Here is a 23432-nt window from a genome sequence, read left to right as displayed (position 1 = left end):
TTCATAATGACTTTTATTAAATCCTGTCTTAGATTCTTCGACAAGCTCAGAATAACAACGAACTTAGAACTTAGAACTTAGAACTTAGAACTTAGAACAAAATTAAAATCTCTTAATAAAGCCAAGATTTATAATAATCTGGATCTTCTATTTCTAACGCTTGTTCAGTTAACATCAATGGACGAAAAGGATCAATCATCACTGCTAATTCGTGTGTTTCTTTCGCTCCAATTGATTTTTCAACTGTTCCAGGATGTGGTCCATGTGGAATCCCAGCTGGATGTAATGTAATTTGCCCTTTCTCAACCGATTTTCTAGACATAAAATCTCCATCCACATAATATAAAATCTCATCAGAGTCTACGTTACTGTGATTATAAGGCGCTGGAATCGCATTCGGATGATAATCAAAAAGACGTGGAACAAAACTACAAATTACAAAACCTGCACCTTCGAAAGTTTGATGAACAGGTGGCGGTTGATGAATACGTCCTGTAATTGGCTCGAAATTATGAATAGAAAAAGCCCATGGATAATGATAACCATCCCAACCTACAAAATCAAAAGGATGGGTTCCATAAACATATGGATAAATTAATCCTTCTTTTTTGATCATAATCTTGAAATCTCCGTGTTCATCATTGGTTTCAAGATTTTGAGGACGTTTAATATCGCGCTCACAAAAAGGCGAATGTTCCATTAATTGACCAAAATGATTGCGATAACGACGAGGTGTTTCAACTGGACTAAATGATTCTGTAATAAACAATCGGTTATTAGAATCATTAAAATGAAGCTGATAAATGATTCCGCGTGGAATCACTAAATAATCTCCATATTCAAATTCAATTTGTCCATAACCAGTTTTCAGAACTCCAGAACCTTCGTGTATAAAAATTACTTCATCCGCCATCGAATTTTTATAGAAATAATCAGTCATTGATTCTTGTGGCGCAGCCAATGAAATATGCAAATCATTGTTAACCAAAACTGGCACACGAGATTCTAAATAATCTTTCGTTGGTTTTACTTTGAAACCTTTTAAAGATGTATGTTTTAAATGTTTTGCGCGAGCAATCTTAGGTTCTACCGAATAAGGTTCGCTAATCGCTTTTACCAAAGTTGGCGGATAACAGTGGTAAACATTGGAATACGTACTCGAAAATCCATGCGTAGAAACTAATTCTTCTGCATATAATTCTCCATTTGGTTTTCGGAATACCGTATGTCGCTTTTGTGGGAATTCTCCCAAATGATGATAAAGTGGCATATCGTATTTTGTTTGTTATTTTGATGAAAAGGTAGATAGATGACGAGATTCGTCAACAAATAATCTGCAATATTCTAGTGTGAATATTGAGCAAATACAATTTTGGAAAGTAAAGCAGAAGTTTGCTTATTCATTCCAACAAATAAAGGTTTAATATTTTCCTTAATTTTTTGCATTTCTTTTCTGTGGTTATCTCAAAGATAGAAACATTTTTTGATTGTACAAAATACACTTTAAATATATTATCAACTTTAAGGCACAATACAAATTAAACAAACTCCCTATTTTCAGTGATTGTATAACGTTATTTAGCAAATTAGATTTGTAAGTATAAAAACACAAACATATGGTTCTTTAAAATCATTTGATCAAAATTAATACAAATTCATATTTACCAAAAAAACCTTGAATAATTCAAGGTTTTTTTTATGTTTATACAATTAGTAAAACTGTTTCTTTTAATTTTTCGGCTTGTTTTGAATAGATAAAAATCTCAAAATCAGTTTGTATTTTTTCTTCAAAACTTTGTTTCATTTGTAGTACGAAACTGCTTTTGGACTTTCTTTTAGATGTTGTACAAAATCAACCAACCATTCTCCAATCTCTTTGTCCACAACAATTTCAAGACAATCTTGTTTGGTATGAAATTGTAAAACAGTATTCTCAAAAGTCTTCCCTTTTTTGGTTTTCGTAACAAATTCTATTTGAGGCTTCCCTCCTAACCAAACTACTTTTTGCGTTGGTTTATGCGTTATGAAAGTTTCATTATTTAAAACTGTTTCAATATAATTTGGTTGAATTGACGTTCTCGGAACTTTAAAATCAAACCATTCATTCAGCGACAACTCAAAACCAACACCGTGCATATAGTTAAACAATGATTTCTTTAATCCATACGAAAATTGATCATGAATTAAGCCTGATTTTTCTTCGTGAATCATATCATTATTCGCAAAAGTTCCTAATTCAGTACTGTGATTAATCACTTGATATTTCTCTGGATTCAATCCAACTGGACTATGTGCTGTCATCGCAAATTGATGCCAAAATCCTGATTGAAGAATTCCCAATTCGAACATTTGACGAACCATTTCCAAACTATCAATAGTTTCTTGCTTCGTTTGCGTTGGAAAACCATACATCAAATACGCATGAACCATAATTCCAGCTTCTGTAAAATTGCGATTTACAATGGCAACTTGTTCCACCGTTACACCTTTATCAATCAGTTTTAACAATCGATCCGAAGCCACTTCCAAACCTCCAGAAACCGCAATACAGCCCGAAGCTTTTAGTAATCGACACAAATCGTATGTAAAACTTTTCTCGAATCTTATATTTGTCCACCACGTTACGGTCAATTTTCTTCGAAGAATTTCTAACGCAACTTCTCGCATTAATGCTGGTGGAGCAGCTTCATCCACAAAATGAAAACCTGTATTTTGAGTTCTTTCAATCAACTCTTCCATTCTGTCCACAATTTGTTTTGCTGCAATTGGTTCATAAATTTTGATATAATCTAACGAAATATCACAAAACGTACATTTTCCCCAATAACAACCATGCGCCATCGTCAGCTTATTCCAACGTCCATCACTCCACAAACGATGCATTGGATTAACCACTTCGATGACAGAAATATATTGATCTAATTTGATATCCGTATAATCTGGCGTTCCAACTTCGCTAAATTTATAATCGCGAACAGTTTGATTGTTGATATAAGAAACTTGTTGATTTTGAAGGGCAAAAGTTCTTTTCAAATCAGAAATTTCAACTTCTTGATTGATGTATTTTAACAATTGTTCAGTTGGTGCTTCACCATCATCTAATGTAATAAAATCGAAAAACTCAAATACTCGTAGATCGCTTAAAGAACGTAATTCCGTATTCGGAAAACCACCTCCCATATCCACCACAATTTCAGGATAATTTGCTTTAATATATTGTGCACAACGGAAAGCCGAATATAAATTTCCAGGAAAAGGAACCGAAAAACCAATCATTTTTGGATTCGTTTTCTGAATTAATTTCTCTAATTCCGAAAGTGTTATTTTATCAATATAAGTTGGATCTTTCGCTAATTCTTGATACAATTCATCAAAAGAATTTGCTGATCTTCCCAAACGTTCAGCATAACGAGAAAAACCAAAATTTTCGTCAACCGCTTCAATAATTAAATCGGATAAATCTTCTAAATATAAAGTTGCCAAATGCTTCGCTTTATCTTGAAAAGACATCGAACCAAAGGCCCATTCCAAATCTTCAACCTCAGCAAAACGAGAAGCTTCTGGTAAATATCCATCTTGAACAATAGAATCAGCTAAAGTCGAATTTTTACCTTGTAGAAATCGAATAACAGGATCAATAGTTGCGATATATTCATCGCTTAACATCACCATTCTTTTACTATTATCACCTAATTCAATTTCTTGATTTTGAATAAATTGAAATAAATCAATTAAACCTTTTCTTGAGAATAATTGTAAGATGACATCTAAACCTAAATCAGCTTGAAAAGTTGAATATGAAAGTGTGTTTAGAAATCCTTTTAAATAAACTGTTCCAGGATATGGTGTATTTAATTGCGTAAAAGGTGGTGTGATTAATAAAAGATCCGTTTTCAATCGTTGAAATTTGTTGCAAAAATACGGATTGAAAAAAAATAATTTTAGATTTTTATCAATTATTTTTCAGTTTTATCAGTGCTTCTAAATGGCATTGTTTCAATTTTGAAACTTCCTTCAATCACAGCTTTTTCGAGATTAAGAATTCCTTTCAACGATTCATAATCTACTTTATCTGCATCATCTGTTGGTTTGTGATAATCGTCGTGGCCGCCTGTATGAAAAAATAAAACTGGAATATCTTTCTCATAAAACGAAGTTTGATCCGAGCCGCCTCTACCTTCATAACCTGTATAAAATTTGACAAAATCAGTCGGATTAATTTCGTTAAAAATCGTTTCAAAAGCTGGAGAAGTTCCATAACCTATAATAGAAACACCAGATTCTTTGTTCAAACGACCAATCATATCCATGTTTAACATCCAATGTACTTTCGATAAATCATACGTTGGGTGTTTCACAAAATAACGTGAACCGACCAAACCTAATTCCTCAGCACCAAAAGCAATAAATAAAAAATTAACAGGTTCTGTCACTTTATTTTTACTGTAAAATCTTGCCAATTCTAACAAGCCTGCAACGCCAGAAGCGTTATCATCAGCACCATTGTGAATCATTCCATAGCTATCTTTCGCCAAAGAACTTCCTTGCTTTCCTTCTCCCAAATGATCGTAATGTGCACCAATCACAATCGTTTTATCCGCTTTATTATCTAAAAAAGCAATCACATTTTTTGCAGAACGAATACTGTCAACAACTTTCACTTTTTTCACTTTCGCCTCAAATCCCTGAAAATAACCATCTTCTCCTAAAGGTTGAAGTTTATATTTTTTAAATTCTTTCGCAATATATTTTGCAGCTTTCAAATTTTCTTCACTTCCGGTTCCTCTCCCTTTCATTTTGTCATCTGCCAAAAAATAAACGTGTTTTTTAAGGTTTTTGACTTCAATTTCTTGCGCAAAAGACTTGGTTCCTACAACCAAAGATAAGATGATAACTATTTTTTTCATATTCAATTTCGACTAAGTATACGTCTAACAAAAATAGAAAAATAATCAAGAATATAGTATTGTGCATTTTGAATTAAAATTCGTCAATTCGAGTGATTTTCAGGAATGAAATGAATAAAAATTGTATCGAGAATAGAATTTTATCAACTAAAACCTTTTTCTCGATACAAAATTCTAAACGAATTTCACTCGAAATGACGGTTTTATTATAAGCAAATTAAAAATATACAATAAAGACCATTTTAAAATTTATATTCAAAATTTCGTTTATTATCACTGAAAATCAGGGTGAATAATTCAATAATTGTTAAATTTCAAAAACTTTTTTAAAAATTGATGCAACATTCAAAAACTTACTGCGTCTATACAATAGAAACAACAATGAAACCTTGAAAATTTTGGAGAAAGAAAATTTTTCAATAAATGATAAACAACTATTAGATTGGTGCGAATCTGGTGTAGAGGCTGGTTATACTCAGCTCTATCATCGCTATTCGAAATCAGTTTACAATTCTGTTTATCGTTTGGTGACAGAAGTTTCTGATGCGGAAGATTTGACACAAGAAATTTTTATTTCACTTTTTTCTGATATTCAAAAGTTGAAAAACATCGAGAATTTAGGAGCTTGGTTCAGTAGAGTTGCGATTAATAAATCGATTTCACATTTACGAAAAAACAAAGTTTATTTTTCGGATGTTGAAGGAGCAAATATTATTGATGACAGTGAAGAAAGTTTGGAAGAAAAACAAATGTTGGATGGTAAAATTGAAGAATTGCAACAAACGATTGAAGAATTACCAACGGATACAAGAACAATTGTGAATCTATTTCTGTTCGAAGACATGCCGCAAGAAGACATTGCTCAACTTTTAGGATTGAGCCACAACACGGTGAGAAGTAAATATCATCGTGCAAAAAAGAAAATTTACGAAACCTTACAACAAACCGTTTGCAATGAATGATTCTTTAAAAAAACATATTGATAATAACAGAGAAGCCTTTGAAAACAAAGAACCTTCTGCAGAATTATGGAAAAGAATTCAGGCTGAGATTCCTAAACAGGAAGAAAAAACTTTGGTAATTGAACAACCTAAGAAATGGAGAATTCAGAATTGGAGTATTGCTGCTTCTGCGCTTGTTCTATTGAGTGTTGGTGGATATTTTTTCTTGAAAAATGATGAAGTAAATTCGCCTAAAACAATTGAAGTTGTTAAGGAAAAACAGGTTAAAAAAGTAGAAGAAATTCAGCCAGAAATTATTCATCCAACTGATATTAATACTGAACAAAATGAAAAAGAAATTCAGTTTGTAAGAGTTCAGAAAGAGAAAAATTTCGAAAAAATTGTTCAACCAAAAGAAGAACTAATTGGTATAGATGAAAACCTTAAAAATGAAATTTTAAGTTCATTAAACGATCAAGAATCAACAAGTAATCGTATTAATGCAATTGCAAAAATAGCTGATTTACCAAGTATTGATCACAATTTAAAAGAGAGTTTATACAATTTAGCTTTAAATGACAACAATACAATTGTGCGACTAAATGCACTCGAAGCGCTTGCTTCAAAATTACCTAAATCAGACGTTTCAAAAGAGTTAACAGACATTTTTATGAAGCAAGATGATCCGATGGTACAAATGGAATTAATAGGAATGATTGCGCATATCAATAACGATCAAATCGATTTGAAATTAACAAATAAATTACAAGAAATGGTTTTGGATCCTACAACAAAAACGTTTGTGAAAGACGAAGCGTACGCGGTTCTTTTTAGAAAATAATAATTAACAAAAAATCAAAAAATGATAAGAAAAATATTTTTGGTAGCTACATCTGTTATGATGATGTCTACGTACACTTTTGCACAAAATGAATCGAAAAGTGCGAATGAAGATAATTCGAAAACGTACAAATTAGCTGTAAATAAAGGAAAACTGAACCTTGATCTTGGACGTGTAACAGTCGAAGGTTACAACGGAAACGAAATTGTTTTTTCTACAAAAACAAGATCGCGAGATAATGACGAAAGAGCAAAAGGATTGCGATCAATCAACTCATTAGGGCTTGAGGATAACACAGATTTAGGAATAAATGTTGTAGAAAAAAATGGTGTAATTGAGGTAAAACAACTTCAACAAATGACACCTCCAAATGTCAAAATATTAGTTCCAAAAGGTGTGAAAATTTCATTTAACCATCAATCTCAATTTGGAAGTACCATTACATTCAAAAATATCGAAAACGAACTTGAAGCAACTGCAAGTTACAACAATGTAGTGTTAGAAAATGTAACGGGACCTGCAACAATCAACACGATTTATGGTTCTATCGATGCGAAATTTAGTCAAAATGTAAAAGGTCCTTTGTCACTTGTGTCGATCTATGGTCACGTGGATGCTTCAATTCCGAAATCATCTAAGGCAAATGTAAAATTAACGACTTCGTTTGGTGATATTTTGATTGCACCTGAATTATCATTGAAATTAGAAGCGAATAATAGTTCGTCTGATATGATAAAAATTAACAACCAAGCAACTGGTACGTTAAATGGCGGTGGAACAAGTTTCCTTTTCAGATCAGATTATAGTAAAATTTATTTGAGAGCGTTATGAGAACAGTAGTTTTATCCTTAGCAATGGGCTTATTGGCAAATTTATCAATCGCTCAAACAAAAATTCAGAAGAGTTTTTCAGTTGAGAAAGGTCAAGAATTAACATTAAAATTTGATTATCCGCAAATCGTTAAAATCACCACTTGGAAACAAAACGAAGTGAGTATTTCTGGAAATGTAAATATCAATAATGGTAAAAATGACTCGAATTTCAGCTTAACTGAAAGCAAAAACGGTCAAGGAAAAACGATCGAAGGCAAAGTTGTTAACCTAAAAGATATTCCGCATCAAGTGACAGCGACTTTTGGAAGTGAAAAAAAACAATTTCAAACCAAAGAGGATTATCAGAAATATGTTGATGCAAATGACATCAAATCTTCTTCGGTTTCTACAGGAGTACAAATGGATATTGTATTGGAAATTAAAGTTCCTGAACATATGAAAACAACTATCGAATCAACGTATGGAACAATTGAAGTTATTAATTTTGAAGCACCAATTATCGCACAATCAACATATGGAAGTGTGGATGCAACAATGAATGCAAAACAAATTGGAGAAATAAAAGTGGAAACTTTTTTTGGGAAGATGTACACGAATTTAGATTTTGCAATCAAAACTATAAAATCAGATAATTTTCATTCAGTAATTGCGGCAAACGTAGGTAAACAGCCATTGCAAGAATTTTCTTCTAAATATGGAAATATCTATTTGAGAAAATAAATAGTAGATAAATTATAACATTTTTTGAAAGCACAATTGAGGATTCTCAGTTGTGTTTTTCTTTTAGAAAAGATTATTTTTGATAAAAATTAAGCCTTGAATCATTTATTTAAAGTTGCGCTAAATTGGATAAAGAAAGAATCGAAAATGGATTCTTCAACCAGAATTTATACAAAAAGTCATCACATTTCGATTGAAAGAAAACCTGATTTAGAGGTTTCTGCTGCGAAAGCTTTCAAAGGTGATCCAAATTTATACAATCCAGAAGATTTACTTTTGAGTAGTTTGACTTCTTGTCACATGATGTCGTATTTATATTGTTGTATACAACATAAAATTGATGTAATTTCTTACGAAGATCATTCAGAAGCTACACTGCAAGTGAATCCTGATGGAAGCGGAAAGATTATAAAAGTAGATTTATTTCCTAAAATTGTAATTGCAGATTCATCACAAATTGAGTTGGCACTTTCGCTACACAAAAAGGCAAACGAATTGTGCTTTATTGCGAATTCGTGCAATTTTCTTGTATATCATCACGCAAAATGTAGCGCAAAATAAAACGAGCTAAACTCGGTTTTAATAATTTATTATATTTCTAAAAATATCTGAAAAATTATTAATAAAATAATTTTCCTCATAAGACGTAATAAATTCTGGAGATTTAGTTAATGTTGTATTATTTAACTCAAAATTTCTTTGCTGAGAAAATAATAACTCTCTATTTTTTAAATTAAGAACCTGTAAAGCAATGTTATATCTACTTTTACCTTCTTCAGGTAATTTCGCTTTATTAAGACTTAGATAATGAGCTACTTGAATATACGGTTCTACTTTTAACTCTACAATAAATGCATAATCATAGTAAGTATCATGATTTATAAAATTCATAAATTCATCCGACTTATAGTATTTATCGTAAAACTCTAATGAATTAACAATCGTATTTTCATCATTGAATAATCCTTTTACAGATTGGTCAATTTTTTCATGAAGTTTATCTGACCCCTCAGGAAAATCATTTTTTATAATGACATAATTTTTTCGTTCCTCTAAATTAAGCTGAACAGTATTATTTTCATTTAAAGAAACATTTTTTTCGAGACGATTTACATTATACGAATTACACGAAGTAAAAATAATTATTAAAAGTAAAAAGCTATATTTCATAAACATAAATATAGCTTTTTTTATTATTATTTCAATTTCTCTTTCAAGAATTGAGCAGTATACGATTCTTTTACTTTGATAATCTCTTCTGGCGTACCTTCGGCAACCAAATAACCGCCTTTCTTCCCTCCTTCTGGACCAAGATCTATCACCCAATCTGCTACTTTGATAATATCCATATTATGTTCGATCACAAAAACCGAATGTCCCAAATCAATCAAAGCACGTAATGCTTTAATCAATTTCTGAATATCGTGGAAATGCAGACCAGTAGAAGGCTCATCGAAAATAAACAAGGTTTTGTTAGTCGTTTCTCCTTTCGTCAAAAAGAAAGCTAACTTCACACGCTGCGCCTCTCCACCAGAAAGTGTATTCGACGATTGCCCAAGTTTTACATAACCCAAACCAACATCTTGCAATGGTTTTAGTTTTTCGACAATTTTATTTTGTTGATGAGTTGTAAAAAAGTCAATTGCTTCATCAATTGTTAGATTTAAAATATCTGAAATAGATTTTCCTTCGAACTTAACTTCTAAGATTTCTTTCTTGAAACGTTCTCCATGACAATCTTCACAAACCAGCTCAACATCAGCCATAAACTGCATTTCGATGGTAATCGTTCCTTCTCCTTTACATGTATCACAACGTCCTCCATCTACGTTAAACGAAAAATGTTTTGGTTGAAATCCCATCACTTTACTCGCTTTTTGATTAGCAAATAAATTTCGTATATCATCGTAGGCTTTTACGTAAGTCACAGGATTAGAACGCGAAGATTTTCCAATTGGATTTTGATCGATTAACTCAACACCTTCTAATTGTTTCAAATCACCAACTAACTCATCAAAATCACCGATTTTATTTCCAAAAATCTCGAAATGACGCTGAACGGCTGGTGCTAAAATATCTTTCATCAACGTCGATTTTCCTGAACCCGAAACTCCTGTAATCACAGTTAATTCGTTCAAAGGAAATTTAACATCAATATTTTTTAGATTATTTTCTCTTGCTCCAATAATTTTTAGATAATTAGGAGATTTTAGACGTTTTTTAGGAACTTCAATTTCTAATTTTCCGTTCAAATATTTAGATGTTAATGTATCACCTTTTAATAATTCATCATAGGTTCCTTCAAAAACTACTTCACCTCCATTTGTTCCTGCTTCAGGACCAATATCGATGATATAATCGGCAGCTTTCATAATATCTTCATCATGTTCTACCACAATCACTGTATTGCCTAAATCGCGTAAACGATGTAAAATCGTAATAAATTTCGCTGTATCACGCGAATGTAAACCAATCGAAGGCTCGTCTAACACATACATCGAACCAACCAAACTACTTCCCAAAGAAGTTGCTAAATTGATACGTTGTGATTCTCCACCAGACAACGTATTCGAAGCACGATTTAGCGTTAAATATTCTAAACCAACATCTAACAAAAACGTTAAACGCGACTTAATTTCGTATATAATTCGACCCGCTATTTGCTGGTCATATTCATTAAATGTAATACTTGTGAAGAAATCATTCAACTCATTCAAAGGTAAATCAACCAAATCATTAATTGATTTATCTGCAATTTTCACGTAATTTGTTTCTTTACGCAAACGCTTTCCTTTACAAGTCGGACAAGTTGTTTTACCACGATAACGCGACAACATTACACGATATTGAATTTTGTATGTATTCTCCTCAACCATTTTGAAGAAACCATCCAATCCTTCCCAATCATTATCTCCGTGCCACAAATAATCTTTTTGCTCTTCGGATAACTCAAAATAAGGTTTATGAATTGGAAAATCTACTTTTTGAGAAAGTTTGATAAAATGATTTTTCCACTCACCCATTTTCTCACCTTTCCAAGCTACAACTGCATCTTCGTAGATTGACAACGATTTATTTGGAACGACAAGATTTTCCTCAACTCCGATTACTTTCCCATAACCTTCGCAAGTTGGACAAGCCCCATAAGGATTATTGAAACTAAAGAAATGAATCGTTGGTTCATTGAAAATCAGACCATCTGATTCGAATTTATTAGAAAAATATTTTACCGAATTATCTTCTGCATTTACAATCGCTATTTCTCCTTTTCCTTCGAAAAAAGCTGTCTCGATAGAATCTGCCAAACGATGATAAAAAGATTCTTCATCTTCTGTTGGCAAAGCGATACGATCAATGACAAGATGAACATCATTTTCGGGTTGAGGTTCGAAATTAAATGAAATTAAATCTTCAATTTTCACTTGATTTCCATCGACACTCAAACGTGTAAACCCCTGTTGTTGAAGAATATTCAAATGCTCTGCAAACGAACGTTCCTCTGGCACAACCAATTTTATTTGAAGAATAAATTTAGTTTCAGCCCCAAAAGTTTGTAAATAATCAATCGCATCCGTTACCGAATCTTTTTGAACTAATTCTCCTGTAATCGGCGAATATGTTTTTCCAATTCGTGCGTACAACAACTTTAGATAATCATAAACTTCTGTTGTTGTCCCAACTGTAGAACGTGGATTTGTTGAATTTACTTTTTGCTGAATCGCTATTGCTGGTGCTATTCCTTTGATATAATCAACTTGCGGTTTATCTAATTTTCCTAAAAACTGACGTGCATAAGACGACAAACTTTCGACATAACGACGCTGACCTTCCGCATACAGCGTATCAAAAGCCAAAGTAGATTTGCCAGAACCAGACATCCCAGTAATCACGACCAATTTATTTTTTGGAATCGCTAAATCAATGTTTTTTAAGTTGTGCAATTTTGCACCTTTAATCAGAATAAATTCTTTCGGATCAAGTTGATTGATATCTTTTTTCATCGTGGCGCAAAGTTAAGTTATTTTAGAAAGTTAAACTTAATTACCACAGAAATTAGTCATATAAAATATAACGAATAAAAAAGAATAGATTTAGTTAAAATATAAAAGCGCATCAACATGTTGACGCGCTTTTTTCAATAAAAAAATAAAAATTTATTCCTGAAATAATAAATAATTTTCTTCGTTTAACTCTTGGTATCCAACATCGTACACATAAAAAATCGTGCCGTTTTTTGATTCATCTACATTTGTAATGTACTTAAAATCAAAGTTTCTCAAACTCAATTCGGTTTTATTTACCGAACGAATTCCTTCATCTAATAAAGTTTTCAATATACGATTATTCTTTCTTAATCTGTTATTAATATTACGAACAATTTCAACTTTATCTCGATTAAGATTATTATTATAAGAATTACGACAAAAATCATTGCAGAACTTTTTGTCTTTTCGACCAAATAGTGTTTGGTTGCACTGTAGGCATGTATTCATAAGTTAGTTTTAAGGTATGTAAGTACAAATATAAAAAAAAGTTATTGAATTTACAAATAGTTAACGTTATACAGTTACTGTGTTTAAGTAAAGTCATAAATATTTAATAAATGTTTATAATCTTATTTATTATTTTTGTTTAAATTTTATTGATTTTGAAAATTTTAAACAAATTACCCGACCCTTTTATTCTATTTTTATTTCTAGCCATTGTTGTTGCCTATTTTTTCCCTGATATTAGTTTGTGGTCTTACAAAGATTTTAATCTGAACACAGTAATTGATATTGGCGTTATTCTAGTATTCTTTTTTTATGGGTTAAAACTTAATTGGAAAGAAGTTTTCAAGGATTTAGCAAATTGGAAAATGCATGTCTTGATTCAATCTATTACATTTATCTTTTTCCCATTATTAGTCTTGTGTTTTTATCCGTTGGTAAAAAGTTACCCAGTTTATTTTACACTTTATGTCGCAATATTTTATTTAGCCGCGTTACCAAGTACCGTTTCTTCGTCAGTTGTAATGGTTTCGATTGCAAAAGGAAACATACCAAGTGCTATTTTTAATGCAAGTATTTCTGGATTAATAGGTATTGTTGTTACACCACTTTGGATGAGTTTGTTTTTATCAAAAAATAATGGTGAATTTGATTTATTAGCTACTTTTTTGGATTTGGTTCTTAAAATTATTTTACCTGTTTTTGTTGGCGCACTTTTACAACCTTATTTAGGATTCTTTTATAATAAATATAAAAAGCAATTCGGGAATTTAGATAAACTTACCATTGTACTTATTGTTTACAACAGTTTTAGTCATACTTTTTTAGATGGATTATTTACAAAATTAGGCGTTCTTCCGTTGTTGGCTGTTTTCATAATTGTAGTTGCGTTGTTCTTTTTCTTTTTTAATCTTTCAAAATGGATTGCTAAGAAAATGAATTTTAATCGAGAAGATGATATCACCATTCAATTTTGTTCGACAAAAAAATCATTGGTTCATGGCTCGGTAATTGCAGCAGTTATTTTCACGGGAGATATCGGTATTTATTTGATTCCGATTATGCTTTACCACACTTTTCAGTTAATTTATATCAGTTATATCGCCAATCAATATGCTAAAGAAGTTGAATAAAACTTATCGAAGTATCCTTATCTTTCTATTTCAAATTATTTTATTTTCGGTACTATTTTCAATAGAAAGCGTTGAAGATTTTATCGTGAATCATCTTACATTTCCAATTTCAGGATTTATTGCAAAAATCACGAATTCAGTTCATTTTCCTGTTGGAGAATTATTTTATTTAATCATTGGAATAATCGGCTTTGTACTGATTTTTAAATTGATTCGAAGTTTTTTTAAATCAAAAGAAAAAGTTTCGCATTCAATTTATTACATTATGATTTTTGTAAATTGTATTTACTTTATTTACACGTTTGCTTGGGGCGTGATGTACAAAAAAGAAACATTAACAATTGACAAAGAAAAAATCGTTATTCAACCTAAAATTCTGAAAGAAATCTATTGCTACGAACTTGATAAAGCAATATCAGCAAGAAATTTAATCGAACACAATGATTCGACAACCACTATAAAATTCAAATCAGATTTAGAAGAATATAACCAAGAGTTTTTTGCTTTACAATCTCAAGTAAAAAATGTAAAATGGTTGAAAAATTATCGATTATTAAGTGATACACATTACAAATTATCTTGGATTTCGGAAATGCAAAATTATATGGGAATTTTGGGATACTATAATCCTTTTACGGTAGAAGCAAATCTGAATCGATACAATACAAATTTAAAACAACCTGCTACACTTTTTCACGAATATGGGCATCAAATGGGATTTGCATCAGAAAGTGAAGCTAATTTTTTGGCTTATTATTTAGGCACAAAATCTAAAAATCCTGAAATTAATTATTCAGTTTATTACAAAAGTATTTACACACTTTTAGGCGCTATTTACAAATCTGATCCGTATTTTGTAAAAATGGAATTGGATAATATGCATTCTAAAATAAAGCAAGACAGAAAAGCCGAATTAAAACATTATTTGAAATATGAAGGCGCTACGAGCGATACTTTTTCTGAATTAAATAATCAGTTTTTGAAGGCAAATAACCAAGAAGGAACGATAAGTTATAGCAAATATGTCGAATTGATTTACTTGTTATATCAAACAAAAAAAGCAACGAATTAATCGTTGCTTTTCTATTATTGTTAAAGTTCTAATTATTTAAAATTAATTTTTCCGCCAGCTAATTTTTTCTGATTACGCTGCGTAGGATTACCATAAATATCAATCACTCCACCTGCTCTAGTTTTTGCATCTACAGATTTCTCTGCTCTCGCTTCTATTACTCCTCCAGCATTTGTTGTTAAACTTGCTGTATCAGAATTTAATGTTTTCGAATAATATTTTCCTCCAGAATTTGCAATTACAGTCTGAAATTCAGTATCACCAGTTAAAATTACTTCTGCACCAGAATTTATTTTGACTTCTAATTTTGAGGTTTCGATTGGTAATTTGATAGATGAACCTTCGTTAGATGTCAAATACAATGCTTGTGATTTTACGACATCATCAGAATAAATACGAGAACCTTGACTTGCCTGAATTTCGTATAACGATTTGTAATAAACCTTAACCGTTGCTTCTCCTCCTTGCATCAATTTGGTTCCTGTCATTTTCAATTTCAGTTCACCTTTGTTATTTTCAACTTGAACATCGCTCGCATTAACTCCATCTATTTTTACTAAGTTTTCGTTCGAAGAAATTAACTCAACCGGAATTTTATCATAAACTTTTAAGATATTAAAATCTCCAACATTTATCTCTTCTTGCGCAAACGCAAAAGTTGAACAAAATATAGCGGCTGCTGACAATACGATATTTTTCATAAAAAAAGTTTTCTAATTTGATTTGAAATTACACAAAATTTAAACCAAAAAAGAAAACTTAAGTTATTTTTAAGATATATTGTAAGAATTATTTCGCTCCTTCAGCTGTTAATTCTGCAATACGTACAATAATTTCTGTCGCTTTTTCCATAGATTCTACTGGAACATATTCGTAAGGTCCGTGGAAATTGTGACCTCCAGCAAAGATATTAGGACAAGGTAATCCCATAAAAGATAAACGAGCTCCGTCTGTACCACCACGAATTGGTTTGATATTTGGCGTAACTCCACAATCTTTCAAAGCTTGTTCTGCGATTTCAACTGATTGAAATTTCTCTTTTACTTTCTCAATCATATTAAAATATTGATCAGAAACTTCTGCTGTAATTACTTCATGATCAAAACGCTCTTGAATATCAGCAGCAATTTGTAAAAATAAAGCTTTACGCGCTTCATATTGCTCCATATCGTGATCACGGATAATGTACACCATTTTTGCTTCAGATACATTTCCTGTAATTTTAGCTAAATGGAAAAATCCTTCGCGACCATCAGTTAATTCAGGAACTTCGTCGTTTGGTAATTGTGCAGCAAACTCCATTGCAATATTAGATGCATTAATCATCTTATCTTTCGCATAACCTGGGTGAACAGATTTACCTTTGATTGTAACAATACCAGATGCAGCATTAAAGTTTTCGTACTCTAATTCTCCAATTTCAGAACCATCCATTGTATACCCCCATTCAGCTCCAAATTTCTCTACATTAAAAAAATCTGCTCCACGACCAACTTCTTCGTCAGGTGTAAATCCAATAGCGATACGTCCATGTTTAATTTCTGGATGAGCAATCAAATATTCTGCAGCTGTTACAATTTCAGCAACACCAGCTTTATCATCAGCACCTAATAATGTTGTACCATCAGTTGTAATGATTGTTTGACCTTTATATTGAGATAATTCAGGGAATTCGTTTGGTGATAAAATCATTGATTCGTTCAATTTGATATCTCCACCATCGTAATTTTCCCAAATTTGAGGTTGTACATTTTCTCCAGAAAAATCTGGCGATGTATCCATATGAGAAACAAAACCAATAGTAGGCACTTCGTGATCAACTGTAGAAGGAACATATCCAAAAACATACCCGTTTTCATCTATTGAAACATCTTCTAAACCGATTTGTTTTAACTCTTCAACCAAATAATTTGCTAAATCCCATTGACGGTCTGTACTTGGAAATTTATCTAAAAAAGCTTCACTTTCAGTGTAAGTTTTAACATATTTCAAAAAGCGTGTTACCAACTTTTCTCTCCATTCTGTTTGCATTGCGTTTTAATTTTTGTCAAAATTACTAAATTATCTACCTTTAAGGCGCAAATAAACCAAAAAAATGAGTGAGCTAACTTTTAAAATTATTGAATGTCCACGTGATGCGATGCAAGGACGCAAAGATTTTATACCAACTGACAAGAAAATTGATTACTTAAATCGTTTATTGACTGTTGGTTTTGAAGCGATAGATTGTGGAAGTTTTGTTTCGCCAAAAGCGATTCCACAGATGGCGGATACGAAAGAAGTTTTAGATAATATTGATAAAACCAATTCAAAATCGAAATTGTCTGTTGTTGTTGCCAATAAAAGTGGCGCAATAAAAGCTGCTGAACACGAAAAAGTTGATATTATTGGATTTCCTTTTTCTATTTCAGAGAATTTTCAGCAATTCAACACGAATAAAAGTCGTGAAGAAGCATTTGAAATGGTGAAAGAAATCAACCAAATTGCAAATGATAATGGTAAACATATGTTAATTTATTTATCGATGGCGTTTGGAAATCCTTATGGAGAAACTTGGAATGAAGAAATCGTAAAAGAATGGTCGAAAAAAATGGCTGATATCGGAATTTCTTCAATCAATTTATCAGATACAATTGGCGTTGCAGACGAAAAAACAATTGTTGATTTGTTTCAAAATTTGATTCCTCATTATCCAGAAATTGAATTTGGTGCACATTTTCATACCGTTTATACCGAATGGCATTCTAAAGTACAAGCCGCTTATGATAATGGTTGTCGTCGTTTTGATGGTGCTATAAAAGGTTTGGGCGGTTGTCCAATGTCAAAAAGTGATATGGTCGGAAATATGCCAACCGAAAAGTTAATTAGTTTCGCAAATGAGCACAAAGAAAAACATGGTTTGAATCTTTTTGATTTCGAATCTGCTTGGAATGTTTCTTTGCGTACATTTGGCTTAGTTTAATCTTAACAATAAACTAAAAAATCAATTCTTTTGTTAAAGGAAATTAAAATATGTTGGACTTTAACAAAAAAAGTTAAATTTGCTCATCGGTAAGTTTTTTTATCGAGCTTAGAATATTAAAATGAAATTAAAGTATATGAAATTTAAATCGAGTATGATGTTGCTAATTGCAGCATTATTTACGGTAAATACTTTTGCACAAACAGCAAAACCAACACCAAAACGTCTTGCTAAAGTAGATGGTATAGCTGCTGTTGTCGGAGATCAGATTGTTTTAGAGTCTGATGTAGATCGAGATTATTTAATGTCAAAACAACAAGGGATGCAAGTCGAAGACAAATGTGATTTCCTAAACGACATTATGTTAGACAAAATGTTGGTTGATCGTGCAAAACAAGATACTTTAATCAAAGTGACACAAGATGAGGTAACTCGTCAATTAAATAGCCAAATCGAAGGTTGGATTGCTCAAGCTGGAGGAGAAAAACAAATTTTAGACTATTTCGGATTCCGTACAATGGCGGAAATGAAAAACGAAACTAAATATATCGTTGAAGATAATATTTATGCGCGTAACAAAAGAGAAATGGTTGTAAAAGGTGCTGATGCAACACCAGAAGAAGTTCGTATGTTTTTCGAAAAACACCAAGGTGAATTACCAGACGTGAAAGACGAAGTTTCGATTAGCCATATTGTAACTTATCCTGAAGTTTCACAAGAAAATCAACAAAAGATTATCGATCAATTAAAAGAAATCAAAAAAGAAATTGAAGAAGGTGCCTCTTTTGCAACGAAAGCAATTTTATATTCAGAAGATCCAGGTTCCGCAAGTAACGGAGGTGAATACAAAAAAGTTTCTCGTGGTAAAATGGTAAAAGAGTTTGATGCGGTTGCGTTTAACTTACAAGAAGGTGAAATTTCTGATCCATTCAAAACTGATTTTGGATATCATATTATTAAGTTAGAAAAACGTCGTGGACAAGAATTAGATTTGCGTCATATCTTGATTACGTTGAAACCAACGGAAGAAGAAATAAAAAAGGCTTATAATAAATTAGATTCGATTCGAGTTTTAATTAACGACGGAAAAATGACATTTAAAGATGCTGCATTAAGATTTTCTGATGATAAATACACAAAATTTAACTCAGGAAATATCATGAACCAAAATTCTGGTGACGATCGTTTCGAGAAAATGGCTTTACCTCTACCAATGTTTACAGCGATTGCAACATTGAATGAAGGAGATATTTCTCAAGTTTTCGAAGATGATTTTGATAACAGAAAAGCTTTAAGAATCTTAAAAATCAATAAATTTTATCCAGAGCATAAAATCAATTACCAAGATGATTACTATAGAATTCAAAAATTTGCAGTTCAAGATAAAGAACGTACATTGTTGATGGATTGGGTAAAACGTCAAGTTGGTGATGCTTACATTAAAATTGGAAAAGAATACCAAAGTTGTAATTTCCCGATCGATTGGGAAAAGAAAAACCAAAAATAATAGAACAAAAAACCTCGAGAATTTCTCGAGGTTTTTTTATGTCTAAAAATAAATAATCTTATTTCGCAATCGGAACTTGAGAAGGCCAAATTAATTTACTTGGATCAAACCCTACTTTCTTTGCCGAATCAGAAAATCTGTCTTTTACCTTATCCGAAATCTCTTTCTTACGTGATAGAATCCATAACTTTTTATAATCTTCACTTGCAACTAATACATTATTGTAATCTTTATCAAAATCGATAACATATAATTTCTTTGCAAAAATTGGTAAAAACGTAGTCGAGAACAACCCAACATTTTCGATGTCTTGCGTTGCAATTCCTTCAATCTTTTCCCACCCTTTTTTCTTTGCATTATATCCTCGCACAATTACTTCTAACTGTCCATTTTCTTCGTTCAAATTAAAACGATGCGTCACATTTGTTTGTCCTTTTTGCGCTTTATTTTCTAAACGTGCAATTTCGTACCAACGTCCTAAAAATCCACCTAAATCAAAATTTTGAGCAGGTTTGTATTTTACATTTTTCTTATTGTGATTAACGATATATGCTGTTGTCCCTAACGCCAATGCTGCAAGGGCTAATTTCTTAAAATTCATTTTACTAAAACTTAGGTTGCAAATGTATCAATAATATTAAAGTTGAAAAAATATGATTTTACATTTTGAATTAATTAAAGTTTTATTTAATTTTATTAAAACTAATTTTAATATTATTTAATCTAATGAAAAAACTTCCTGTTATATGCCCCAGTTGTACCGAAGAATTAGCTGTCGAAAAATTAATTTGCAACCATTGCGAAACACAAGTTGTAGGAAACTATGAACTTCCTTTATTTCTGAAACTTACAAATGAAGAACAAGCATTTATTATGCAATTCTTTGTCAATTCAGGAAGTTTAAAAGACATGGCAAAAGAATTTGAAGTCAGCTATCCAACGATGAGAAATAAAGTAGATGATTTGATTAATAAAATAAAAACAATGTCCGATGAATAAAGAATTTTCAGTATCGATGTCGCCATTTTTTAAGGTAACTACATATATATTAATTGTATTTCTAATTTTAATCGGTTTATCTGTAACATATAATGAAAAAAATTTTAACCCTACATTACTTCTCTATTGGGGAATTGTAATTCCAATAATTATTGGATGTTATCTTTTTTCGTTAAATAAAATTAAAGTTGATTTGAATAATATTTATCTTGTTTCAAAAATTAAAACGATAACTATTCCGATAAATGAAGTAAAAATTATTACAAGAAAATCTCAAAATAATTTGATTATTATAGGTGCACGAGGCATTTATGGATTGATGGGAATTTCTATGGATAATTATCGATGCAATATAAAAAATCGTACAAAACTTATTGCGATAGAATTAGAAAATGTAAAATATTTGGTGAGCTGCGACGAGCCTGATGAATTTGTTAACACAATAAATACACTAAAAAATGATAAAGAAACTCCTTAATCCATTTGCATATTTCGATGAAAAAATCTTGTTCATTATTGGGCTATTTTCCCATTTCTTTTTCACATACATCGCTAAAATAACGGAATCTTTTTTCCCTGATTTTTTAAGCATCAAGAAAAATGGAATTTCTTATTCTTATCTCGATTTGTTGTATCAAAACACAAGAAATTTAGCAATTGCAATCCTCCTATTTTACATTTTAGGAAAAATCATCAATAACAGAACACGAATTATAGACATTGTAAACGTCGTTCTAATCTCAAGAATCGCTTATTACATTGTATTCATCACCGATTTTATTCCAATTGTAAACAAAAGTATGGACAAGGTTTTGAAAGGAATTACAGCAAATAATCTCGAAGTTTTGCACGAAGCTTCTACAATGATTGTCATTGTAATTGTAGCTTTTATCGCAATATTTTTCTTGTGTATGATGTTCTATTATTTATACATCGGTTTCAAAACGGTTACAAACATGAAAAGCATCAAACAAGTTCTTGCTTTCATTGCTGTCTTATTATTCATCATTATTTCAACCTCAATATTATCATTATTAATACCACAAAAAATATGAAAAAAGTTTTATTTGTTTTTATAATTATTTGTTCTACAGTTTTTGGTCAATCAACAAATAATTTCACAGAATCAGATATTCAACTTAACGAAAATCAAATTAAATTATTTGGAACATTATGTTTACCTCAAAACGTAAAATCTAAAACAACAATTGTTTTATTAATTTCTGGCTCTGGACCAACGGATAGAAATGGAAATAATAATATGATGATTAATAACTCTTTGAAATATTTAGCTCATAGTTTAGCTGAAAAAGGAATTGCATCTATTCGCTATGACAAAAGAGGAATTGGAGAAAGTTCTATTGCTAATTTGGACGAATCTAAACTTACATTTGATGATTACGTTGAAGACGCAAGTAATTGGGTAACTTTCTTAAAAAAAGATAAAAGATTTAGTTCTATTTCAATAGCTGGACATAGCGAAGGTTCATTAATTGGAATGCTTGCTTCAACAAAAAATGTCGACAAATTCATCTCAGTTTCTGGTCCTGGAGAACCTATCGACCAAATACTTAAGAAACAATTAACTCAACTTCCTGAAAAATTAAAAACTGAATCGTATGCTATTATAGATTCTTTGAAAAATGGAAATACTGTAAATAATATTAATCCTAATTTATCAGCATTATTTCGTAAAAGTGTACAACCTTATTTAATTTCTTGGATTAAATATAATCCTGTAAATGAAATCAATAAATTAACTATTCCTTTTTTAGTGATTCAAGGTGATATGGATATACAAGTTGATACGGACAATGCTAAAAACCTTTCTCCTAAATCTGCTGTTATTATCAAAGGGATGAATCACGTTTTAAAAAACGTTACTTCAAAAGATGATTTATCTTCTTACAATAACCCAAAACTTCCAATAAATACAGAATTAGTCGAAGTCATTTCTAATTTTATCTTCAAAAAATAATCATAAAAGACAAAGCAAATTGCTTTGTCTTTTATAGTTAGTGACTAACAAGCAGTTCCTCCTTCAAAGTTTATAGTTGTAGTTTCTTTATCCGATTTTCGAGTGATTGTCATTGTTCCATTAGCTAAAGCTGAATCAGATTCAATATTTTGTTCTCCAATTTTTGCATGAATTTCGATTATATAATCATCATTTTCTAAACGCAACGTATATCCATTGTCATTTTCAGTAGATTTGGTATCATCATTTTTAGAAGAAAAAACTTCTCTTTTTCCATTAATCGAAATATAATTTACCCAAGTTAACTCGTCTTTAGAGCTTGTTTGTAAATAGATTTCGTCTTTCATTTTACTTCCTTTTTTATAATATTCAGTCACACAACCTACTCCATAATCTGATTCGGAAACCGAAAGTTTATCAACTACAATTTCTTTATTTGAAGGAGTTTTAAGATTAGTTTTGAGCTCTTTTTTCTCGCAAGAGTTCAACATTAGAATTGCAAAAGTTAAAACGAAACATTTTATTAGTTTATACATAATTAGTTTATTAAAAATTATCTCTTTGATTGTTATTTCTTGATCTACATCAATTTAAAAAATCAATTGTATTTCTAAATTTACAATTCTTATTTGTGATTCGTAACAAAAGAGTTTAAAGATTATACAGATTTTTCATAGTATAAGGTTGGTTAGTTTTTTTAACAAAGAGCAGAAGAAATTTTGCTCTTTGTTTTGTATAGTACTAATAATAACAAAAATCCGAGTTGTTGGCTCGGATTTTTGTTATTTATTCTCTAAAACAGTTTCATTCTCTGCTTCAACTTTCTTCTCATATTTTTTTCGGATATACTCTGCTGCCAACGTCACAGCAATCCCTCCAATTATTCCATAAATAGACCTTTTTCCTAGAAATTTAGCAACAGTGACGCCTGTTGTAGCTGCAGTTGTTAAAAGACCTATTTTAGTTCCTTTCTCGGTGTGATTTTTTGTTAATGCTTCTAAAATTTTCATAGCTTTTTATGTTTAGTTTTAGAAATACTAACAATTATC

24 protein-coding genes are annotated in these 23432 nt (G+C 31.0%); 13 read left to right on the top strand and 11 right to left on the bottom strand.

The features are described from left to right. Nucleotides 1-112: 112 nt before the first annotated feature. The 3 genes from FH779_RS08130 to FH779_RS08120 all read right to left on the bottom strand — a co-directional run bounded on the left by FH779_RS08130 (nucleotide 113) and on the right by FH779_RS08120 (nucleotide 4907). Nucleotides 113-1270, bottom strand: coding sequence for a homogentisate 1,2-dioxygenase (locus FH779_RS08130; protein ID WP_038337326.1), 1158 nt, complete (start codon nucleotides 1268-1270; stop codon nucleotides 113-115). A gap of 530 nt (nucleotides 1271-1800) precedes the next feature. Beyond that, on the bottom strand, nucleotides 1801-3897 hold the full coding sequence (locus FH779_RS08125) for a B12-binding domain-containing radical SAM protein (RefSeq protein ID WP_317169026.1): 2097 nt from the start codon (nucleotides 3895-3897) through the stop codon (nucleotides 1801-1803). A gap of 59 nt (nucleotides 3898-3956) precedes the next feature. After that, nucleotides 3957-4907, bottom strand: a complete 951-nt coding sequence (locus FH779_RS08120) for a M20/M25/M40 family metallo-hydrolase (protein WP_180906681.1) — start codon at nucleotides 4905-4907, stop codon at nucleotides 3957-3959. Nucleotides 4908-5305: 398 nt separating this feature from the next. On the opposite strand from FH779_RS08120, the gene FH779_RS08115 reads away from it, so the two are divergent. The 5 genes from FH779_RS08115 (at nucleotide 5306) to FH779_RS08095 (ending at nucleotide 8803) form a co-directional block, all read left to right on the top strand. After that, the gene (locus FH779_RS08115) at nucleotides 5306-5869 is read left to right on the top strand and encodes an RNA polymerase sigma factor (protein WP_180906680.1); all 564 of its coding nucleotides are present in this window, start codon (nucleotides 5306-5308) and stop codon (nucleotides 5867-5869) included. After that, entirely contained in the window at nucleotides 5862-6689 is an 828-nt protein-coding gene (locus FH779_RS08110; RefSeq protein ID WP_180906679.1) for a hypothetical protein, read from the top strand. The genes FH779_RS08115 and FH779_RS08110 overlap by 8 nt, the downstream gene beginning before the upstream one ends. A gap of 21 nt (nucleotides 6690-6710) precedes the next feature. After that, nucleotides 6711-7520 carry a DUF4097 family beta strand repeat-containing protein gene (locus FH779_RS08105; protein ID WP_180906678.1) on the top strand — a complete coding sequence of 270 codons (810 nt, stop codon included), beginning with the start codon at nucleotides 6711-6713 and terminating at the stop codon, nucleotides 7518-7520. Next, nucleotides 7517-8242, top strand: a complete 726-nt coding sequence (locus tag FH779_RS08100) for a hypothetical protein (protein ID WP_180906677.1) — start codon at nucleotides 7517-7519, stop codon at nucleotides 8240-8242. Before FH779_RS08105 ends, FH779_RS08100 begins: the two co-directional genes overlap by 4 nt. 147 nt (nucleotides 8243-8389) lie before the next feature. Beyond that, complete coding sequence (locus FH779_RS08095) at nucleotides 8390-8803, top strand: OsmC family protein (RefSeq protein WP_180906820.1); 414 nt, start codon at nucleotides 8390-8392, stop codon at nucleotides 8801-8803. A gap of 18 nt (nucleotides 8804-8821) precedes the next feature. Here FH779_RS08095 and FH779_RS08090 read toward each other — a convergent pair whose 3' ends face one another. The 3 genes from FH779_RS08090 to FH779_RS08080 all read right to left on the bottom strand — a co-directional run bounded on the left by FH779_RS08090 (nucleotide 8822) and on the right by FH779_RS08080 (nucleotide 12735). Then, complete coding sequence (locus tag FH779_RS08090; protein ID WP_180906676.1) at nucleotides 8822-9412, bottom strand: hypothetical protein; 591 nt, start codon at nucleotides 9410-9412, stop codon at nucleotides 8822-8824. A 26-nt stretch (nucleotides 9413-9438) separates the two neighbouring features. Beyond that, nucleotides 9439-12243, bottom strand: coding sequence for an excinuclease ABC subunit UvrA (gene uvrA, locus FH779_RS08085; protein ID WP_180906675.1), 2805 nt, complete (start codon nucleotides 12241-12243; stop codon nucleotides 9439-9441). A 153-nt stretch (nucleotides 12244-12396) separates the two neighbouring features. Further along, on the bottom strand, nucleotides 12397-12735 hold the full coding sequence (locus FH779_RS08080) for a hypothetical protein (RefSeq protein WP_180906674.1): 339 nt from the start codon (nucleotides 12733-12735) through the stop codon (nucleotides 12397-12399). A 155-nt stretch (nucleotides 12736-12890) separates the two neighbouring features. On the opposite strand from FH779_RS08080, the gene FH779_RS08075 reads away from it, so the two are divergent. Next, nucleotides 12891-13865 carry a bile acid:sodium symporter family protein gene (locus FH779_RS08075; protein ID WP_180906673.1) on the top strand — a complete coding sequence of 325 codons (975 nt, stop codon included), beginning with the start codon at nucleotides 12891-12893 and terminating at the stop codon, nucleotides 13863-13865. An 85-nt stretch (nucleotides 13866-13950) separates the two neighbouring features. Then, a complete protein-coding gene (locus FH779_RS08070) occupies nucleotides 13951-14937 on the top strand; it encodes a DUF3810 family protein (protein WP_180906672.1) in 987 nt (328 codons plus the stop codon). A 32-nt stretch (nucleotides 14938-14969) separates the two neighbouring features. Here the strand turns inward: FH779_RS08070 and FH779_RS08065 are convergent, their stop codons facing one another. Both FH779_RS08065 and pepT read right to left on the bottom strand, forming a co-directional pair. Further along, on the bottom strand, nucleotides 14970-15638 hold the full coding sequence (locus tag FH779_RS08065; RefSeq protein ID WP_038331627.1) for a head GIN domain-containing protein: 669 nt from the start codon (nucleotides 15636-15638) through the stop codon (nucleotides 14970-14972). Between the two features lie 88 nt (nucleotides 15639-15726). Beyond that, nucleotides 15727-16968 carry a peptidase T gene (gene pepT / locus FH779_RS08060; RefSeq protein WP_115000674.1) on the bottom strand — a complete coding sequence of 414 codons (1242 nt, stop codon included), beginning with the start codon at nucleotides 16966-16968 and terminating at the stop codon, nucleotides 15727-15729. A gap of 64 nt (nucleotides 16969-17032) precedes the next feature. On the opposite strand from pepT, the gene FH779_RS08055 reads away from it, so the two are divergent. After that, nucleotides 17033-17899, top strand: coding sequence for a beta/alpha barrel domain-containing protein (locus FH779_RS08055; RefSeq protein WP_115000675.1), 867 nt, complete (start codon nucleotides 17033-17035; stop codon nucleotides 17897-17899). Between the two features lie 136 nt (nucleotides 17900-18035). Then, nucleotides 18036-19406, top strand: coding sequence for a peptidylprolyl isomerase (locus FH779_RS08050; protein ID WP_244958045.1), 1371 nt, complete (start codon nucleotides 18036-18038; stop codon nucleotides 19404-19406). 58 nt (nucleotides 19407-19464) lie between these two features. Here FH779_RS08050 and FH779_RS08045 read toward each other — a convergent pair whose 3' ends face one another. Next, nucleotides 19465-20007, bottom strand: coding sequence for a lipocalin family protein (locus FH779_RS08045; RefSeq protein WP_038331617.1), 543 nt, complete (start codon nucleotides 20005-20007; stop codon nucleotides 19465-19467). Nucleotides 20008-20132: 125 nt separating this feature from the next. On the opposite strand from FH779_RS08045, the gene FH779_RS08040 reads away from it, so the two are divergent. From FH779_RS08040 to FH779_RS08025, 4 genes are read left to right on the top strand one after another with little or no spacing between them, the layout of a single operon-like run. Further along, a complete protein-coding gene (locus FH779_RS08040) occupies nucleotides 20133-20405 on the top strand; it encodes a DUF2089 family protein (protein ID WP_180906671.1) in 273 nt (90 codons plus the stop codon). After that, nucleotides 20398-20883 (top strand): PH domain-containing protein, encoded by a 486-nt coding sequence (locus FH779_RS08035; RefSeq protein WP_180906670.1) that lies wholly within the window; start codon nucleotides 20398-20400, stop codon nucleotides 20881-20883. Before FH779_RS08040 ends, FH779_RS08035 begins: the two co-directional genes overlap by 8 nt. Further along, nucleotides 20864-21460: a hypothetical protein gene (locus FH779_RS08030; RefSeq protein WP_180906669.1), complete on the top strand. Its 597-nt coding sequence runs from the start codon at nucleotides 20864-20866 to the stop codon at nucleotides 21458-21460. The genes FH779_RS08035 and FH779_RS08030 overlap by 20 nt, the downstream gene beginning before the upstream one ends. Beyond that, nucleotides 21457-22383, top strand: a complete 927-nt coding sequence (locus FH779_RS08025; protein WP_180906668.1) for an alpha/beta hydrolase — start codon at nucleotides 21457-21459, stop codon at nucleotides 22381-22383. The genes FH779_RS08030 and FH779_RS08025 overlap by 4 nt, the downstream gene beginning before the upstream one ends. Nucleotides 22384-22427: 44 nt before the next feature. On the opposite strand, the gene FH779_RS08020 is transcribed toward FH779_RS08025, so the two are convergent. Together FH779_RS08020 and FH779_RS08015 are read right to left on the bottom strand one after the other, a co-directional pair. Next, nucleotides 22428-22919, bottom strand: coding sequence for a hypothetical protein (locus FH779_RS08020; RefSeq protein WP_180906667.1), 492 nt, complete (start codon nucleotides 22917-22919; stop codon nucleotides 22428-22430). A gap of 246 nt (nucleotides 22920-23165) precedes the next feature. Next, nucleotides 23166-23393, bottom strand: coding sequence for a hypothetical protein (locus FH779_RS08015; RefSeq protein WP_038331196.1), 228 nt, complete (start codon nucleotides 23391-23393; stop codon nucleotides 23166-23168). Between the last annotated feature and the right edge of the window lie 39 nt (nucleotides 23394-23432).

It is taken from the genome of Empedobacter falsenii (assembly GCF_013488205.1).
In the GTDB taxonomy this organism is placed as follows: Bacteria; Bacteroidota; Bacteroidia; order Flavobacteriales; family Weeksellaceae; genus Empedobacter; species Empedobacter falsenii_C.
The sequence above is the reverse complement of the archived record's forward strand: the minus strand, read 5'-3'. Positions and strand labels throughout refer to the sequence as shown.